Origin of the sequence: Aliiglaciecola sp. LCG003 (assembly GCF_030316135.1) — a bacterium.
Lineage (GTDB): Bacteria > Pseudomonadota > Gammaproteobacteria > Enterobacterales > Alteromonadaceae > Aliiglaciecola.
Map to the genome: position 1 here is coordinate 2593504 of NZ_CP128185.1, position 17663 is coordinate 2611166.

A 17663-nucleotide genomic window follows, 5' to 3' on the forward strand; every position below is an offset into this window, starting at 1 on the left:
CATGGTATACCCAGAAAAGGTAAAAATAGTCGAGGTGGGTCCTCGAGATGGTTTGCAAAATGAGCAGTCACCTGTGAGTCTAGCGCATAAATTAACCTTGATTGATGAGCTAGCCTACAGTGGCATAAAAGTGATTGAAGCGGGTAGTTTTGTGTCGCCTAAGTGGGTACCACAAATGGCTGACAGTGCAGCGCTGTTCCAGCAGTTGAAGCGTCAGCCAGGGGTAACTTATTCAGCCTTAACACCAAACTTGCAAGGCTTCGAAGCGGCGATGACCGCTGGTGTAAACGAAGTTGCGGTGTTTGGCGCTGCGTCTGAAAGCTTCTCTAAACGTAACATTAATTGCACTATTGATGAAAGTTTAACGCGGTTCGAGCCACTGCTGGCAGAAGCTAAAGCACGTGATGTTGCCGTTAGAGGCTATTTATCCTGCGTATTAGGCTGCCCCTACGAGGGTCATATATCCCCTGATAAGGTGGCACAGGTCGCTGCTAAATTGCTCGATATGGGATGTTATGAAATTAGTCTTGGCGATACCATAGGTGTCGGTACGCCGACAAAAACGGCAGCCATGCTAGAGGCGGTACTCAAGGTAGTACCGGTGGAAAAGCTAGCCGTTCATTTCCATGATACCTATGGGCAAGCATTAGCAAATATATTGGTTGCGCTGCAAATGGGGGTTTCTATCATCGACAGCGCTGTTTCTGGCTTAGGCGGATGCCCTTACGCGAAAGGAGCCTCCGGTAATGTTGCCACTGAAGATGTTGTGTATATGCTCAACGGTATGGGTATCGAGACCGGTATAGATATCGATAAACTTGCCTTGTCAGGGCGGAATATTATGTCAGTATTAGACCGACAATCCCAATCTAAAGTTGCCAATGCACTAGCCGCTAGGCTTTAAAAAACGGCTGTTCAATCTGTATGACAGGATTGGGCATCAAGCAACATTGAAGGCTTGATGCCCTAAAATAAGCAGTCCTATCTGCGCTCAAATTGGGTAAATCAGCAGGTCTGTGCTAGATTATTGCTATCAAACCAAATGGACCGTGCATTTGAACGCCCCAGTACCAGCTGCCCTTTTACTTACAACAATGCTGCTAAAAATTCCTACAGTAGAGGCAAATGAGCTTAGTCACGTCAATCAATTACCCCTTAGCTGCGAACCAATTCCTCAGCACAAGCAAAAGCTGTGCGTTGCTTCAACACATTCTAAATTGAACGCGGTTAACGACGTAGTATTTTATCATTCTGATCAAGGTGACAACTTAACTTTGTTGCACGTGCGAAAAGGAGATGTAGCCGTCACTTGGTTAGAAGGCTTTTCACTGGGTGGAAGATATACCATTATTGGCGAAGCTGAAGAAGGCCATCCAAGCTACCTTATTTATGACACAGAGCAATTTATAGACACCGAATACGATCCCAAACCTGTTGCGGTAATATCTGATTATCTTTTTTCTGGTCTAAATAGCCTGACTGATGCTGGGATAGCCACAATGTCGCTTAATCACAGCATTAGTTGCGAGCCTGATAACCTACCCAAAATCTCCCCCCTCGACAGTGCCGAATGCAAGGTTACAATTGATATCTTTAAACCAACTTTTTAAGATGAACTAAGATCATATGAACCACTTCCTAGCTTTAAAAAATAGGTAGTCGCTATGACTCATCGCCAAGCGTACTTAGTCGTATTGATAGTGTTATTTTCACACATGAGTCAAGCTGAAGTGATTTTGCGTGAGCAGTTTACCTATTATGTTATCGAGCCTGCGAATATCCAGCAAATAAAACAGCAACTGCGTGAGAAGTCACCGATAAGTAAAGACAATCAATTGTTTCATGGCGGCACACAATGGCAACTCCGCCCGATGTTTGCACTGCAAATAAAAAGCAATTTATGCCATGTGGTGAAAGTCTCTGTCTCGTTGGAGGGTATCTACACGTTGCCCAAGCTGGATGCACATCCATCGATTCCAAAGGATACCCAATTACGCTTTGAACAATACTATTCAGCACTATTGGAACATGAAGTTGGTCATCAACAGCTATGGCTCGAAGCAGGTGAAAAAATAGAAAATATGCTAAACAACTTAACCGGCCATTTTCAATGTGCACCCTTGAAAACAACGGCCACTGAGCGCGTGAAAAAAATTGTTACGACCTATCAAATTTTAAACCAAGAATATGATCAGCAGACCGGCCACGGCCGCACTCAGGGCGCCTATATTGCTGACAATTAGCGATATGCTTTGTTTGCCTTAAAACTGGCAGAAGTATTTAACTAGCTCTTACGGATAAATTACACCTCAATTTTCCACAAGGGCCTTAAGATTTTCCAAACCCTGCTGAAAATCGGGACCAATCATTGAGTCCATCATCAAGGCAAAATAGTGTTTAATCGGATTACTCCCCACATCGCCATAATCTCGCCAAACGACTTTGGTTCCATCGCTGACATCTATCAATGTTAACTCGCCCGTTGAGCCCATTTCAAATTCTGGAAAATATAAATCGTATTTAACACTAGTATTGGGCTGCAATGCCGTTATGGTCATTTCACCACTACCTTCTGTTGCACTCGTCCAGCTCGATTTCATGCCTATACTGCTATCTGGGCCACTATAAGTGACTAGCATATTAGGATCTCTGGCAAACCAACCCCCCCAACGTTTCCATTCTTTTAAATCAGCAATCAGTGGATATATTTGTTCCGACGGCGCTTTGATAATAACCGAGCGTTCGACTCGGAAATCTGACGGTAGCAGAAAGCCTATTCCCATCACCAGTACAGCAACAAGGATGACACCGATGAATAATTTCTTTAATACTGACATTTTTTGTCCTGTGATTATAACCCATCAAATAATGCAACATTTTATTAACACTTTCCACGAAAATTAAAAATCCCTTTTGAATTGCTCTAACACATAATCCAATACCTGTTGCTTATCAACCCAAGTAGCTACCTTAGCCCACTGACCAGACCCCTGGCATCGATAGGTTTGTCCAGCATTGGGCTCACTTATCAACACATTTAATTCAACGTCTTCGAATTTAATCGCACTACTGGGTAGGGCCAGCACCGAAGTAGCCAGTACGTCCCACATGAAATAGGTAAATTCATAACTTGGAATAGAATTGATGGTGGTAGCCCAAAATTGACCAGCCAAATGTGACACGTGATTCCCTTTCTGCGCAGCTAAATCGGACAAAAAAGACAGATTAACTGGCAAGCAATTAGTCGCATCTAAACTGATTAACTTTATCTCAATCCCGTATGTAAATAGCTTGGCACTAGCAATAGGATCCCAATAAGCATTCCATTCTGCAGATTTATTGTGGTTGTGCATGGCAACATTGCCTGGCACATCAACCGCCCCGCCCATCCAGATCAATTGTTCTATTGCCGGTAAAATTGCCGGTAAATACTCAATCGCTGCGACCAGATTGCTACAAGGTCCAGTCATCAAAAGAGAAACCTTGTCATGTTGCATTAATAGCTCGGCTATCAGTTCATCGGCTGCTTTAGCTGACAACGAATCACTATTGAATTTCTGAGTGAGCATGTCAGGAAAAGCATTACAAATTTTCGGTTGAGCTTTCCATTCAGCAGGAAAGGCATTGATTCCATGCAACCGCCCTTGGGCAATGGGGATATGATCTTGTCCGAACATCGCCAGTATTTTTTGTGTCGACACAGTGGCATCTGATAAATAACAATCCGCAGGAGTAATAGTTACCGCCAATAATTCTACGTGTTGCATAGTCAACAGTAACATTAGCGAGAGTAAATCATCCACTCCACCGTCGTGGTCAAAAATAACTTTTTGTTTGCTTTGCTCGGCAGCCATTTAAGTCCTTGCTATTAGCCTTTAAAAAATTGTTGTTGATATTCGCTAGGCGAAATACCGACGAATTTGTGAAAATTAAATCGTAAGGTGACGGTATTGTCAAAGCCGACTCTTGCCGCGAGTTCCTCCATTGCTAGGTGATCTGATTCTAATATTTGTCTGGCCAGCCTTACTCGTTGTTGATTTAACCATTCCTTGGGGGACATACCCACAGAGGATTTAAAATGCCGATCGAAACTGCGCCTAGACATACTCGCATGCTTGGCTAAGTCATCTACGAGCAGTGGACTATTGAGTTTGTTGATCGCCCAGTCCAATGTCTTACTAAAACGCTGGTGCTTGGCTGGTACCGGTGTTTCAACAAACTGCGCTTGGCCACCGGAGCGATGAGGGGATATCACTAACCTTCGAGCAATATCATTTGCAATTTCATGGCCAAAATCTTGCCTGACGATCTCAATGGATAAATCCAGTGCTGCGGCGCTGCCCGCAGAACACCAGACATTGTCCTGATGGGTATAGAGCACATTATCCACGTATTCCACCAAAGGAAAGCGTTGTTGGAACAACTCCGCATAGCGCCAATGTGTGGTTGCTTTGCAGTGATTTAACAGACCCAGTTGGGCAATAAGAAATGCACCAGAACAAAATGAAATAATCGGTTTGTTCAAACTATGAAATGCAACAATTTGTTCAGCTAAGGATAGTTTTAGCTTGTTATTCTGGGTACTCCAGCCGGGTATGATCAAGATGTCATAGTGAAGCAATTCAGATATTTCGGGGACTTCAAGAGTCACTCCGGTGGATGAAGTTAGTCTGCTACCGTCAAAACTAACAAGATCACATTTATACCAATAAGGTCTGTCTTTTTTGGGCAAACTAAAGACTTCTAAAGCGCAGCCTAGTTCAAACATTGGAACGGGTTCAGAAACTAGAATAGCCACGTGTTGCATGGTAATTCCTTAGCGTGATGTCGGTGGACAGATGGCTTAATATTAGCGGAATTGTATTTTTTAGCCAAAATATTCATTTTTTTAGCTAAAAAGTCGAATTAAGGGTGATTCGAAATTGTGTTTAACTGACTGACATGCCACACTAATTTTTACAAGGTGAGTGTATCGAGTAGTCCTTCTCCTTGGCTTAATTGTTTTAGTAATGTCTGAGGAATATGCAATATGGAAAGTCAAAGCCCGCGTTATATAAGTAATTTAACTAAAGAAACTTATGCCTTAATTCTAGCCGGAGGCAGAGGCTCCAGACTACACGAACTAACTGATTGGCGAGCTAAACCTGCGTTGTATTTTGGTGGTAAATTCCGAATAATCGACTTCCCATTATCAAATTGCATCAACTCAGGAATTCGCCGGATTGGCGTTATAACCCAATATAAATCTCATTCTCTTATCCGTCATTTGGTTAGAGGCTGGGGACACTTTAAGAAAGAGCTCGGCGAGTCTGTCGAAATTTTACCGGCTTCTCAACGTTTTTCGGATAATTGGTATCAAGGCACAGCTGATGCTGTATTCCAGAATATTGATATTATTCGTGATGAATTACCCAAATATGTCATGATCCTATCTGGCGACCACATTTACCGCATGGACTACGGTACGCTTATTGCCAAACATGCAGAATCTGGTGCCAAAATGACCGTCTGCTGCATGCCCGTTCCCATTCACGAAGCTGCAGGCCAATTCGGTGTCATGTCGGTGGATGAAGATATGAGGATTAAAGGTTTTGAAGAAAAGCCTACCCACCCTACCCCTTTGCCTGGGGATAGTGAAAAGTGCTTAGCTTCCATGGGTAACTATGTATTCGATACGGAATTCCTGTTTGAACAGCTAAAACGCGATTCTGAACAGTCAGAATCAGATCGAGATTTTGGAAAGGATATTATCCCCGCTATTATTAAAGATCATCCGGTGTATGCCTACGCCTTTGATGAAAAGGATCAACAAGAAGTTTATTGGCGTGACGTGGGTACCTTGGATTCATTTTGGCAAGCCAACATGGAATTAGTCGCTCCAGTGCCAGCGCTGAATCTGTACGATAAAAGATGGCCAATCTGGACCTACCAAGAACAACTTCCGCCAGCAAAATTTGTCTGGGAAGAAGACAATCGCCGGGGCGCTGCAATTAACTCTGTGGTTTCCGGTGGTTGTATCATCTCAGGTGCAACTATTCGAAAAAGCGTGTGCTTTTCGAATGTGCGTGTGCATTCGTATACCGAAGTTGAAGAATCAGTGGTATTGCCAGATGTGGAGATTAAACGGAACTGCCGTATCCGACGAGCGATTATTGACCGAGGATGTGTAGTGCCTGAGGGTACTGTAATAGGCCATAGCCGACAAGATGACGAAGCAAGAGGATTTCGAGTCACCGACACAGGGGTTGTATTAGTGACTCGTGAAATGCTTGGTTTACCCGTGGGTTATTAGTGCACATTAAACAATTTTAGACTTTGCAATGCGTTGATTTTCCCACAGGTGAATTTGCTCACTAATCAATATTGACACATGTTCCGGCTGCTCAAGTGGGAACATGTGCCCTCCTCTTGCCACCTGCTTATGCGCTAATTTATTGTGACGAATAAATGGTGCAATCAATTTTTCTGTGCAGACCTTAGTTTGTTCTCCTGTGATGAGTAACGACGGTATGGTTAGCTTTCCATAATAACGTGAAATATTCAGCGGTACTGTACGGAAAATATTGGCCTCAACCTGATGATCAAAATCCAATTTATGCCCCTCATCAGTTTCTATTGTGGCAGCCGCCACATAATCTTCAACACACTGTGGATGCATATCCTTAAACAATGTTTTGGCTTGGAAATACTCGACTAAATCTACCCCTTTTGGCCAAGCGGTGCAGCGATTAAGCGTTTGTTTGGCCGGGGTAAAATTGTCGAATAGTCGAGTGTTACGCACAGATCTAGCAAATAAACTGGTTAATCCAGTTACTAAAGGGGGGTCCAGCATGATCAAGCCGAGGAATTTTTCTGGGTTTTGACATGCTGCCATGTAGGACACAACCGCACCAAAAGAATGCCCAACTAAATAGCAAGGCTGCGCATGTTTAGTGTCAATATAATCGACCAATTCTGCCACTTGATTTTGCCAATCCTGAGACAATGGAAATGCTGGATTATGGGCAAATTTCTCTAACGCAATAATGCCAAAATCATCTTTTAGATAAGCGAATAATTTATTGTAACTACTGGCCGGAAAGCCGTTTGCATGGGCGAAGTGAATAATTGGTTTCGCGTTCATTATTAAATTTATACTCTTTATGTTACTTTTAAAATATCGATTAAATGAGTGCTATATCATAAGATAATCAATCACTTGAAAAGCGTGTTAGACTTCATTATGTTTTTTGCAGCGTTGGGGCTTAGTAATATTAATGTATTTACCCCTTGATCCTAATGACGTCAAATTCATTGGTCTAGGGTGTGATTCAATCTAGTTTAGCTAATTAAAACACAGCAACAATACGAAAAATAACAACAATTTGTTTGCTTATATACCAAAAACTCACCTCCAATTAACAGACCAACCAGCATAATCATCTCACCAATAGTATCTAAATATATACCTAAGTATCGTTGCCGGCATTTATTGATTGCAAAAATTGGGTCAAAATCATCCTACGTTAAATAACCAGCCAGATAAATGGAGCACGAAATGACAATATTAAACAGAAGTTTAGTCATCAGTGGAGCAATCTTCCTAGCGTTTGCAAGTAACGCACAGGCAGACATTAATGCGTCATTACAAAATGCCTGCATTAAAGCGGAAACTACTGCAGCCAATGTCTACGCTGATAACAATTTAACCAATGAATATTCTAACTTGCTTGCCCAGCATTTTAATTCGACTAACTGTAACGGTATAGCCTTATTAGAGCGTGCGAACTTGAATCAAGCAGAGCAACGCAGTAACCATTCAGCTGACGAATTAATCGTTAAAGCAGCTGATTAGTAAAGTTGCAAGGCAACTTTATATAACGATTTCCTTTGATACTAAGTGGTACTTTCCCGTCCCTTGATGGTTATTACCGCTCCTCCTGGAGCGGTATTTTTTTGCCTGTTAACCGTTTCGTAATTCTGCTTTTTGCCAATCTTCATCCACTCTTTTAGAGGTCCAGTAAAATGCCACTATGGATAGAATATATGGCACTACCAACCACATTAAAGCGATTCTTAAACTTTCAACTTCACCATGTACTTCAGCTAAGTTGGCACTGAGGATCCCAACAAAGGTTGGTCCACCGCCCAAGGCAATAATATTTAAAACGAAAAAGAACAGAGCCGTAGACATCGCTCTGACTTTCACCGGGGCTAAGGTTTGCGCAAGGGCAAAAGAAGGACCAAGGTAGGCGCCGCTGGTGAATAACAAGATGGTTAACAGAGCTAGGGATGCGTATAGGCTTTCAACCTGCAGCGATAAGTAAAATGCTGGCGCCCCCACAATCATCATAATACAAGGAACCAACCCGTAGGCTTTCTTACTTTTTTTACCCCATTTATCTACTGCGGCTCCACCAACCCAAACGCCAAGAGCATAAACAGTACCGTTGATGATGCCCATAATGATCAACAAATTGGCAAAATCAAAACCGCTATGGGCTCGAACATAAAAATCGATAATCCAAGTGGATATAGCATAGTTTCCAAAAGAGCCAAAGGATATCCCCAAGCACATCCCCCACCATGATGGAATTACCAGCAAGGCTTTGAGGGCGGTTATGAAGGGGACTTGCTCTAGATCTGCAGCTTTATTGTCGCCGCCACGGGTTGGTTCTTTGACAGTGAACTTTAACAGTAAAGCTAGCAATACTCCGGGTAAACCAACACTAAGCATGACGACTCGCCAATCCGCACTACCACCTTTAATCAAAAATGCGGTAGCGAAGAACGCTAGCATTATTCCAAATGGGATCCCCAAAGAATAGATAGCCAATGCACCAGCTCGCTTATCTTTTGGAAACAGATCCGAAATCATAGAGTGGGAAGGAGGACTGCCCCCTGCTTCGCCAATACCAACCCCAACTCGCGCAAGGGCTAGTTGAGTAAAATTAGTCGCTAAACCGGATAATGCAGTAAAGCCACTCCACAAGGTTAATGAGATTGCCACTATATTCACCCGGCTATAACGATCGGCTAGCCAAGCAATCGGGATCCCGACCACGGTATACAATAGTGCGAAATAAATACCTTTAAGCCAACCAAGTTGTGCGTCATCTAAACCGAGATCCTCTTTGATGAGAGGAGACAAAATACCAATGATCTGACGGTCAATGAAATTAAACGCATAAACCAAGGTTAATATACAAAGTACATACATTCTGTATTTGCTGTTGACCTGCTGATTGGGCTGCGAAATTGTCTTGTCACTTGGTTCCGTATTTAGCATGCTGACTCCTGCACTAAAAAGTTTAGATCCTCATACTAAGTGTCATGCTGGTGAATTACCAAGCGTTCTTGTTAACCATTTGTAAATAAAATAATAACCATCAAAAATATTGATAGTGCACGGCCAAACATAAGGCAGAATAACTAATCAACCCGCAGTGAAATACTGGCCCCGAACTGGCCTGGCTGGACATCGGACCAGTTTCACGATATAACAGGCTGCTAAATCAGAGGTAATACACATATGCATATTGATCAGCTACTCCAGCAAGTATCGGCACATATTGCCAATAAACAACAAGCTATTTCCTGTGATGGACTTAGGGTTCCAAAAGAGTGGAGTCAAGGTCGGACTCTTTTTGGTGGTATATCTGCTGCCATGGCGTACGCGGCCGTTAAGCAACAGGTTGCAGACGATAGAGTGATGCGCTCATTTAGTTGTAACTTCGTTGGTCCAATTGAAGTCGATATGCCGTTTTCAATTGAAGTGGATGTTCTGAGGCAGGGAAAAAATGCCACACAAGCCTACGCCAAGATTATCCAAGATGACAAAGTCGCATTACTCTGTCAGGTCAGCTTTGGGGTTGCTCGCTCCTCGAAAGTTGCGGTGATGAATCATGAACATCACGCTATGGAGTTGCCACAAAAAGCCAAGTTTATTCCCCAAATACCTAAAATAACCCCTAAATTTTTACGCCATTTCGACTTATCAATTGAGCAAGGTAGTATGCCATTTGCAGGGAGTAAATTAAGTGACATACATGGCTGGATGCGATTTAAAGAAGCGCCGCAACAGATTACGGATGCACATTTAATCTGTTTAATTGATTCTTGGCCCCCTACTGTTTTGCAAATGCTGCGATGGCCAGCACCTGCGAGCACCATGAGTTGGAACGTAGAGTTTCTACATCCCCATAAAACGTTTTCACCTTCAGATTGGTTTGCCTACCAAGCAAAAACTAGGCAAGCGGCTGACGGTTATGCCCACACCGAGGCAAATATTTGGGATCAACAGGGTCAACTAATAGCTCTTAGCAGACAAACCGTTGGAATTTTTGATTAGGTTATAAGCTCCCCCTAACGAAGGCTACAACACCGAAACGCTAGCGGGGCTAAACATGGCAAGCACGCTCAAGCTCTGCATACCTGTATGAGTTAAGGCGGCTTGCAGATCATCATTATCCAGCCCCAGGGTTTCATATAATTCCACTTCAAGATTGGCGTGGCCTGAATAAATCTCTGGATTACAATGATCTAAAGCCATGATGTAACTGAGTTGCATAATTTTATCTTCGATATTGGCAGATTCTGACTGTTCATAATGTTGGTGTTTAATCGGGGTGGAAATGGAATCAGGAATACCCCACATTTTAATCAACGATGCGCCGATGTCAGCATAAGTAGAGCCAATATGATTGAGCTGAAGACTCAATGGAGTTTGGGCTTCATTGATTTGTGCACATTTTTTAGCAATTTGCGGGTTAAAGCGTACCATAATTAATTCACCGACATTATGCAAAAGGCCGGCGACAAACAAGCGTTCTGTATTTTTGCCAAGCAATCTTTCAGCGAAATATTTGTTTAGTAATCCACAAAATACTGCATTTTCCCAAAAGCGTTCCAAATCGATTACCGTTGTTGCAACCTCTTCAAACGCCCTACGTACTCCAAATGCCACAACTAAATCATATACTGAATTAGTCCCAATGATTTGCGTCGCTTTTGAAATTGAATCAACTTGATTCGGAAATTTATAAAGCGCACTGTTAGCAATTTTAAGGATTTGTACCGTCAGCGCAGGATCGAAGTTAATAATGTTAGAAATTTCCTCCATACTAGCTGCATGATCATCAATTAACCTTTTAATCTGAAAAACAGCATCGGGCAATACAAATATGTCTTTCGCTTCAGACGCATAATCGTGTGCATGCACTATTCGACTCTCCTGTTAGTACCATCATTGTTAAACTCTAATTGAAGTGTAGATAAAATAACAAAAAAAGCTCAGCTTCTACACATATTTTCCAAACATAAAATCATCAGTTGCTAATTTTGTTCAGAAAAAACAAGTTGATATAATTGTTCAGCGCTTATAGGCCGTTTGGGTGCGTTTACTTCACCATGCTGGATACTCTTTATCAAGCTGATAATTTTTTGATTAGCTGGGCAAGAAATATTTAACCTATCCCCAGCCTGCACCACAGCACCATTTAAATGATCAATTTCAGTGGCTTTACCCCGTGATAGATCCCACCACATTGAGGTTTTAACATTCGGGTCAATAGCCAACATTTGATTTGCTACCCGTTTAAACAGTATGTTCGGTAGGCGTAAAATATAGGGGATTAACTGTGCAGGTACAGCGGTCACCTTAGGTAACACAATGTTTTTGGCTTTAGTAACCGCTAATAACTCTTTCATTAAACCAGCAACAACCAGTCGATAGCCCCGTTGCTCTAGCATCGCTTTGACCGGAATATCTGCCAATGCATTAACGCTGTTGCCTAAGTTAAGTTGTAGTTTGGCCCAAAGTAGCGAATCCATATCCGCTGAACTTTCCACTGGAAGCAGGTCAGAGTTAATCTGTGCTATTAACTGTTCGACAAATTGCTCTTCGCAATTATCACTTTCAATGGTCAGGGTGCCCGCTGATCCGCGATGAAAATGTCCTTTATCCATTTCCACCACATTAAATGGCACCATGGCTCTTAACACCTGATTGTGCGGAAATGCCTGCTTTACAATTTGTTCTGAGCCCAAGCCATTTTGACAACATATTATCCGGGTATGGGTGTCTACAAAACATTGCATTTGCTCACATGCAGTTGCAACATCTGTGCACTTTACCGTTAACCAAATAATCCCGAAAGGAGTCGCGCCTTGCTCTATAGCCTGACAAAATTGGATAGAATTGATTAATGCTTGGTGACCAAGATAATCGGTTAATTTAATCCCGTCCTGCAAATTTTTTTGGATCTTGGCACGACAAAGCAGCCTCACGCTTTGCCCGCTAAGTGCTATAGCGCCACCTAAATAACAGCCGATCAATCCGGCACCAAAGACTAAATGATTATGATTCATATTTTCTGCTTAAACAGTGGTTTAAAATCCCTTAAATTGATCATAAGGCTTTCATATGAATTAGCCCAGAGATAAGATCACTAACGTCAACCTATACAACTTTTTGATTTGGAATTTATGCCCTACACTTTGCCGCCAGCCCAACAAAAGCTACTTGTAATTGGCTATGTATGGCCTGAACCCAATTCTTCTGCAGCCGGACAACATATGCTCAGCCTTCTTCAGCAATTTTTGCAGGCGGGCTACCAAATAACCTTTGCCAGTCCTGCTTTGCAAGGTGAACATAAAGTTGATCTGACCCTTTTCGATATTTCTGAAGTCAGTATTGCATTAAACGATAGTTCCTTCGACACCTTCGTCCAAGATTTAGATCCCCAGGTAGTGTTATTTGACCGCTTTATGATGGAAGAACAGTTTGGATGGCGAGTTGCCAAATGTTGTCCCCAAGCATTGCGCATTTTAGACACAGAAGACTTACATTTTTTGCGTGATGCCCGCCTTCAGGCTTTTAAACAAGGGATTGCCGTTGATGAATTATCACTCTCTAGCTTAAACATGACGGGCGATAAGGCGATTAGGGAGATTTCGGCTATCTACCGCTGCGATCTGAGCCTAATTATTTCATCTGTAGAGTACGCCTTGCTAACCGACGTATTTAACATACCAACTGCGTTGCTGCAGATCTGCCCTTTTATGCTAGACCCACACAAATTGAATCGCAACGGGCTGGGTTTCGCGCAGCGCCACGACTTTATTACAATTGGTAACTTTAGACATGCGCCTAATTGGGATGCTGTGCTAAACCTCAAACAAAATATTTGGCCTAAAATCAGGCAAAGATTACCTCAAGCCAATTTGTATATTTATGGTGCTTATCCGCCTCCCAAAGCAACTGCTTTACACAATCCCAAACAAGGTTTTTTTGTGCAAGGCTGGGTGGATGATGCTAAGGACGTTATGGCCAATAGTCGGGTTTGTTTAGCCCCCTTACGTTTCGGAGCGGGACTAAAGGGTAAACTTACTGAGGCTATGATGTGCGGTACGCCCAGCGTCACAACAGCCGTTGGTGCAGAAGGAATCGTATCTACAGATCAATGGCCTGGGTCTGTAGCCTCCTCAGAACAAGACTTTGTTGATAACGCAGTTTCACTTTATCAAGATCAAGGACGTTGGGCACAAGCACAGCAAATGGGTTTTGTGATCATCAGTAAACATTTCGATCAAGGCCAAATAGGCGCCACATTAATCGCTAGCATTGAACGCTTATTGTCTAACCTTAAGCAGCATAGAGTCGCCAACTTCACTGGTGCTATGTTACAACATCATATGCATAAAAGTACCCAATATATGTCCCAGTGGATTGAGGCAAAAAATGCCCATAAAAAAACGTCTTGATAGGCTAATCAAGACGTTTGTTATCACAACCTTTGAAACGTTATTTTATTGATTTTTCCCCTAACCATTCAATACGATATAGGTCGCGTCGTTTGTCTAAGAAGTTGCGCACAGAGCCGTTATTTTGCAGGATCTGTAACTTATCTAAATCCACATCAACAATCAGTGTCATTTCGGTGTTCGGCGTGGTCTCTGCCATAATTGCATCATGGGGAAAGGCAAAATCTGACGGTGAAAATACCGCTGTTTGACCATACTGAATATCGACGTTATCTACCTTGGGTAAATTGCCGATGCTTCCAGCAATGGCTACATAACATTCATTTTCAATCGCTCGAGCTTGCGCACAGCGCTTGACCCGTAAATAGCCATTTTTGGTATCTGTCCAGAAGGGTACAAATAGAATTTGCATTTCTTCTTCACTGAGCAAACGAGCAAGCTCAGGAAACTCAACATCGTAGCAAATTAAAATGCCGATTCGACCAAAATCCGTATCGAATAACGTCAGTCTATCCCCCCCTTCCATGATCCAGTCCTTTTTCTCAGACGGAGTGGGATGAAGTTTGTATTGAGTTTCAATAGTACCATCCCGTTTACATAGATATGCCACGTTATAGAGCTGGTCATCTTCTATCAATGGCATCGAACCGGGAATAATATTGATGTTGTAGCTCACCGCCATTTTTGAGACTTCACTGACGATGGCCTCCGTATAGGTGGCTAAATGCTTTATGGCTTCAATAGATGAAGATTGGTCACCCAATCCCATTAAGGGCGCATTAAAGAACTCAGGGAAGAGTGCCACGTCGCTGCGATAGTCAGACAACGCATCGACAAAATATTCGAATTGTTGCAACAGATCTTCCACACTGGTCATCTCACGCATTTGCCATTGTACGCAACCGATGCGCACCACTTCTTTTTTGCCACCAAAGAGTTTGCGTTTCTTCGGCTCGTAATAAATATTGAACCATTCAAGCAAGGTGGCGTAACCTTGTGATTCTTTATCCTCGGGCATATAGCCACGCAGTACTCGCTTCACTTCAAAATCATTTGATAATTGAAAGGTCAGGATCGGATCGTAAAGTTCTTTACGCTTAACCGCTTCGATATATTTCTGCGGTGACATCTTAGCACTATGGTCTTTGTAATTAGGGATGCGTCCACCGAGAATGATGGCCCGTAAATTTAAACTCACACACAACTCTTTGCGCGCCTCATACAGACGGCGGCCTAGTCTTAAGTTACGGTAATCAGGGTCGACAAACACTTCAATCCCGTAGAGTACATCACCATTTGGATCATGAGTTGTTAAGTACGCATTACCGGTTATTTCATCATAGGTGTGTTCATCACCAAACTGGTCGTAGTCGATAATCACTGAGAAGGCCGCGGCTATCACTTTGCCGTCGTCTTCAATACATATTTGTCCATCACGAAAAATTTTCATCATCGCCATGAAACGCTTCTTAGTAATGGAACCACCTAAGGTAGAATAGACGCGATCCATGATTTCTTTGATATCGTCGAAATCATTTTCATTGAGGTTACGGGCAAGTAACTTAACGTCATTTTGTGTTTCATTATTTTGATTCATGAACATCCTGTTGGCTAATCTAAAAGTTGGACGTGGATAACATATTTAAAACTAACAGATAAATACTATCAAAGATTCATTTTTGATCAGCAATAAGTTTAATCGCTCGATCTACCGCTGCTAAACCGTTACCTCGTGATGCACTCAAGTGGCGGCTTAAGCCTAAACGCTGTAAATAATTTTTCGTATCAAACAGTTTGATAAAGTCTGCAGTCTTATTCTGCATCGGCTCCAGCATGATCGCCAGCAATCCTCTTACAATTTTTCCTGTGGCATCAAATCTAAACTGCAATACTCCTTTGTCATCGCGATTTGCTGATAACCATACTTGACTTTCGCAACCCTGTATTTCATTGGCATCAATACGTTCATCAACCGGCAATCTATTGGCAACTTTTCCGGCCAGCATTATTTGTCGGTACACGCCATCCCACCCCCTTGCTTTTTGAATACTTGTAGCTAATGGCAGCTCGTCTGCTAATTCCTCAGGACCAGCATCATAGGTATGGCCAATTAGAGCGCCATGGGTTTGGTTATTGATTTGCTCAATGCTGCGTTTTAATGCCGTGATGAACCTCTGTATTTCTGCTAGCGTATTATAACAACTCAAAGACACCCGCAAGGTGCCAGCGAGCTTCAATTCGGCCATTAACGGCATTGCGCAGTGATGCCCTACCCTTAGCGCAATCCCCTGTTCATTGAGTAAAATCCCAATATCATGACTATCGAGCCCTTCAATTACAAATGACGTGGTCGCAATTGAATGCTTTACATCCCCTAAAATCCGGACTTGCTCAATGGTCGCCAGTTGGGCTAACAGTGATCTATGTAGCATGGACTCATGGCTTTCTATAGCATGGCGATTTTGCTGAATAAACAATAAGCCTTGATGCAATCCTAGCGCGCCCTCGATATTCGGTGTGCCTGCTTCAAACTTGAATGGTAACTCTTGAAAAGTACAGCTGTGATAACTGACCTGTTTAATCATTTCGCCACCGGTCTGATATACTGGCAAGTTTTGCAATGCCTCACGTTTACCGTATAACACACCTATTCCGGTGGGCCCGAAAGCTTTATGACCACTAAAGACCAGATAATCACAGGCCAAATCTTGCACATCAACTGGTTTATGAGCAATGGCTTGAGCAGCATCTAGCAAGGTGATTGCACCTACTTGTTGAGCTTTTTGCAGCAAGGCTCTTACCGGTTGGATAGTGCCGAGGGCATTAGATACCAAGCCCAGTGCCACTATGCAAGTTTGCTCAGTCAACAAAGCTAATCCCTTCCTGATGTCCCAGCAGCCCTTCTCATCGACGGGAATAACATCAATATGCAGTTGTTTGCTGGCCGCTAATCTTTGCCAAGGCACAATATTTGCGTGATGTTCAGTGGCAGATATCAGGATCCGACCATTCATAGGCAGTTCAGTGTCAGCTAAGCTTTTAGCCACCAAATTGATACTCTCGGTCGCTCCTTTGGTCCAGATGATTTCCTGACTGCTTTTAGCATTAATGAAATATCTTACAAAGTCTCTAGCGTCCTCGAATTCGGTGGTGGTATCTGCTGCCAATGAAAAAGAGGAGCGATGCACATTGGCATTTTTTAATAGGTAATATTGATAAATCCCGTCTAAAACGGATTGGGGTTTTTGCGTGGTGGCAGCACTATCAAAGTAGACTAAATCAGCATTTTGGGGTTGCTGAAAGAAGGGAAAATGGCTGCGCAATGAAGTGTCTGTCATGTGTCTATCTTTGCTCTGATGTGATTGCGAAAAATTCAAACTGGCCGTCAATCTTCGCTGGTGAAACAGAGCCAATAACCTCGATTGACTCTTGCTCTGACCCAAGCCTGCTTAGGATCCACTGTTGATCAGTTCTTCAAAACAATCTAACACTTCTTCCGCTTCTAGCATGATCCCCTCTTCGTCTTCACTTAATGGAAACATCAACACTAGGGTGCCGTTTTGTTGCATGCCTGGCAGCCATTGTGCGAGCCATGATTCAAGGTCAATTTTCTTCGGTTTGCAATCTGGAAAATCATTCTTTTCCCATGCTTTTGCAAAGGCTTCATGAGGCCATACGGGGAAACACGCATCTTCGTCTGCTTTAAGCAGTAGCCAGCCATTTTCACCAAATAATCCCCACAACCCCTCATTTTCAACCATGGTTTGTAGTGCATATTCAAAACGCTCTTCTGGTTGAAGCTTACTAATAGATACAAATTCTTCCGCTAGTACATCGGTCATATAGACTCCGTGATGGTATTTTATGTTGCTTAGCGCCAATTATGGCAAAAAGTCATTGGCTACGCTTGCTTTATCGGC

Annotated in this window: 17 protein-coding genes; 7 read left to right on the plus strand and 10 right to left on the minus strand. The window is 42.8% G+C overall.

Annotated features, from left to right (window positions below; genetic code table 11):
- The first annotated feature begins 1 nt into the window (after position 1).
- The 3 genes from QR722_RS11110 to QR722_RS11120 all read left to right on the plus strand — a co-directional run bounded on the left by QR722_RS11110 (position 2) and on the right by QR722_RS11120 (position 2243).
- Entirely contained in the window at positions 2-904 is a 903-nt protein-coding gene (locus tag QR722_RS11110; protein ID WP_286282919.1) for a hydroxymethylglutaryl-CoA lyase, read from the plus strand.
- A gap of 151 nt (positions 905-1055) precedes the next feature.
- Positions 1056-1610 (plus strand): hypothetical protein, encoded by a 555-nt coding sequence (locus QR722_RS11115; RefSeq protein ID WP_286282920.1) that lies wholly within the window; start codon positions 1056-1058, stop codon positions 1608-1610.
- A gap of 54 nt (positions 1611-1664) precedes the next feature.
- Entirely contained in the window at positions 1665-2243 is a 579-nt protein-coding gene (locus QR722_RS11120) for a DUF922 domain-containing protein (RefSeq protein ID WP_286282921.1), read from the plus strand.
- Positions 2244-2309: 66 nt separating this feature from the next.
- On the opposite strand, the gene QR722_RS11125 is transcribed toward QR722_RS11120, so the two are convergent.
- The 3 genes from QR722_RS11125 to QR722_RS11135 all read right to left on the minus strand — a co-directional run bounded on the left by QR722_RS11125 (position 2310) and on the right by QR722_RS11135 (position 4807).
- Positions 2310-2837, minus strand: coding sequence for an SRPBCC family protein (locus QR722_RS11125; RefSeq protein WP_286282923.1), 528 nt, complete (start codon positions 2835-2837; stop codon positions 2310-2312).
- A 63-nt stretch (positions 2838-2900) separates the two neighbouring features.
- A complete protein-coding gene (locus tag QR722_RS11130) occupies positions 2901-3854 on the minus strand; it encodes a nucleoside hydrolase (RefSeq protein ID WP_286282925.1) in 954 nt (317 codons plus the stop codon).
- A 14-nt stretch (positions 3855-3868) separates the two neighbouring features.
- A complete protein-coding gene (locus tag QR722_RS11135; RefSeq protein WP_286282926.1) occupies positions 3869-4807 on the minus strand; it encodes a GlxA family transcriptional regulator in 939 nt (312 codons plus the stop codon).
- A gap of 222 nt (positions 4808-5029) precedes the next feature.
- Between QR722_RS11135 and glgC the strand changes: the two genes are divergently transcribed.
- The gene (gene glgC / locus QR722_RS11140; protein ID WP_286282927.1) at positions 5030-6292 is read left to right on the plus strand and encodes a glucose-1-phosphate adenylyltransferase; all 1263 of its coding nucleotides are present in this window, start codon (positions 5030-5032) and stop codon (positions 6290-6292) included.
- A gap of 6 nt (positions 6293-6298) precedes the next feature.
- Here glgC and QR722_RS11145 read toward each other — a convergent pair whose 3' ends face one another.
- Positions 6299-7123 (minus strand): alpha/beta fold hydrolase, encoded by an 825-nt coding sequence (locus QR722_RS11145; RefSeq protein ID WP_286282928.1) that lies wholly within the window; start codon positions 7121-7123, stop codon positions 6299-6301.
- Positions 7124-7537: 414 nt separating this feature from the next.
- On the opposite strand from QR722_RS11145, the gene QR722_RS11150 reads away from it, so the two are divergent.
- On the plus strand, positions 7538-7834 hold the full coding sequence (locus tag QR722_RS11150; protein ID WP_286282929.1) for a hypothetical protein: 297 nt from the start codon (positions 7538-7540) through the stop codon (positions 7832-7834).
- A 108-nt stretch (positions 7835-7942) separates the two neighbouring features.
- Here QR722_RS11150 and QR722_RS11155 read toward each other — a convergent pair whose 3' ends face one another.
- Positions 7943-9268 carry a spinster family MFS transporter gene (locus tag QR722_RS11155; protein ID WP_286282930.1) on the minus strand — a complete coding sequence of 442 codons (1326 nt, stop codon included), beginning with the start codon at positions 9266-9268 and terminating at the stop codon, positions 7943-7945.
- 243 nt (positions 9269-9511) lie between these two features.
- Between QR722_RS11155 and QR722_RS11160 the strand changes: the two genes are divergently transcribed.
- Positions 9512-10330: an acyl-CoA thioesterase gene (locus QR722_RS11160; protein WP_286282931.1), complete on the plus strand. Its 819-nt coding sequence runs from the start codon at positions 9512-9514 to the stop codon at positions 10328-10330.
- 24 nt (positions 10331-10354) lie between these two features.
- Here the strand turns inward: QR722_RS11160 and QR722_RS11165 are convergent, their stop codons facing one another.
- Both QR722_RS11165 and QR722_RS11170 read right to left on the minus strand, forming a co-directional pair.
- Positions 10355-11200 (minus strand): HDOD domain-containing protein, encoded by an 846-nt coding sequence (locus QR722_RS11165; RefSeq protein ID WP_286282932.1) that lies wholly within the window; start codon positions 11198-11200, stop codon positions 10355-10357.
- A gap of 113 nt (positions 11201-11313) precedes the next feature.
- Positions 11314-12348: a 2-dehydropantoate 2-reductase gene (locus tag QR722_RS11170; protein WP_286282933.1), complete on the minus strand. Its 1035-nt coding sequence runs from the start codon at positions 12346-12348 to the stop codon at positions 11314-11316.
- 117 nt (positions 12349-12465) lie between these two features.
- Here QR722_RS11170 and QR722_RS11175 point away from each other — a divergent pair, with 117 nt between their 5' ends.
- On the plus strand, positions 12466-13743 hold the full coding sequence (locus tag QR722_RS11175) for a glycosyltransferase (RefSeq protein ID WP_286282934.1): 1278 nt from the start codon (positions 12466-12468) through the stop codon (positions 13741-13743).
- Between the two features lie 40 nt (positions 13744-13783).
- On the opposite strand, the gene QR722_RS11180 is transcribed toward QR722_RS11175, so the two are convergent.
- From QR722_RS11180 to QR722_RS11190, 3 genes are all read right to left on the minus strand, one after another.
- Positions 13784-15340 (minus strand): bifunctional GNAT family N-acetyltransferase/carbon-nitrogen hydrolase family protein, encoded by a 1557-nt coding sequence (locus tag QR722_RS11180; RefSeq protein ID WP_286282935.1) that lies wholly within the window; start codon positions 15338-15340, stop codon positions 13784-13786.
- 76 nt (positions 15341-15416) lie between these two features.
- Positions 15417-17081: a SufS family cysteine desulfurase gene (locus QR722_RS11185; protein ID WP_286282936.1), complete on the minus strand. Its 1665-nt coding sequence runs from the start codon at positions 17079-17081 to the stop codon at positions 15417-15419.
- Between the two features lie 111 nt (positions 17082-17192).
- Positions 17193-17585 carry a DUF2750 domain-containing protein gene (locus QR722_RS11190; protein ID WP_286282937.1) on the minus strand — a complete coding sequence of 131 codons (393 nt, stop codon included), beginning with the start codon at positions 17583-17585 and terminating at the stop codon, positions 17193-17195.
- Between the last annotated feature and the right edge of the window lie 78 nt (positions 17586-17663).

Excerpts from the sequence above, each read along its gene's own strand:
- QR722_RS11175 (WP_286282934.1), top strand. The coding sequence starts at position 12,466 with ATGCCCTACACTTTGCCGCCAGCCCAACAAAAGCTACTTGTAATTGGC.
- QR722_RS11145 (WP_286282928.1), bottom strand. The coding sequence starts at position 7,123 with ATGAACGCGAAACCAATTATTCACTTCGCCCATGCAAACGGCTTTCCG.
- QR722_RS11135 (WP_286282926.1), bottom strand. The coding sequence starts at position 4,807 with ATGCAACACGTGGCTATTCTAGTTTCTGAACCCGTTCCAATGTTTGAA.
- QR722_RS11120 (WP_286282921.1), top strand. The coding sequence starts at position 1,665 with ATGACTCATCGCCAAGCGTACTTAGTCGTATTGATAGTGTTATTTTCA.
- QR722_RS11170 (WP_286282933.1), bottom strand. The coding sequence starts at position 12,348 with ATGAATCATAATCATTTAGTCTTTGGTGCCGGATTGATCGGCTGTTAT.
- QR722_RS11130 (WP_286282925.1), bottom strand. The coding sequence starts at position 3,854 with ATGGCTGCCGAGCAAAGCAAACAAAAAGTTATTTTTGACCACGACGGT.
- QR722_RS11150 (WP_286282929.1), top strand. The coding sequence starts at position 7,538 with ATGACAATATTAAACAGAAGTTTAGTCATCAGTGGAGCAATCTTCCTA.
- QR722_RS11125 (WP_286282923.1), bottom strand. The coding sequence starts at position 2,837 with ATGTCAGTATTAAAGAAATTATTCATCGGTGTCATCCTTGTTGCTGTA.
- QR722_RS11160 (WP_286282931.1), top strand. The coding sequence starts at position 9,512 with ATGCATATTGATCAGCTACTCCAGCAAGTATCGGCACATATTGCCAAT.
- QR722_RS11155 (WP_286282930.1), bottom strand. The coding sequence starts at position 9,268 with ATGCTAAATACGGAACCAAGTGACAAGACAATTTCGCAGCCCAATCAG.
- QR722_RS11190 (WP_286282937.1), bottom strand. The coding sequence starts at position 17,585 with ATGACCGATGTACTAGCGGAAGAATTTGTATCTATTAGTAAGCTTCAA.
- QR722_RS11110 (WP_286282919.1), top strand. The coding sequence starts at position 2 with ATGGTATACCCAGAAAAGGTAAAAATAGTCGAGGTGGGTCCTCGAGAT.
- QR722_RS11185 (WP_286282936.1), bottom strand. The coding sequence starts at position 17,081 with ATGACAGACACTTCATTGCGCAGCCATTTTCCCTTCTTTCAGCAACCC.
- QR722_RS11180 (WP_286282935.1), bottom strand. The coding sequence starts at position 15,340 with ATGAATCAAAATAATGAAACACAAAATGACGTTAAGTTACTTGCCCGT.
- glgC (WP_286282927.1), top strand. The coding sequence starts at position 5,030 with ATGGAAAGTCAAAGCCCGCGTTATATAAGTAATTTAACTAAAGAAACT.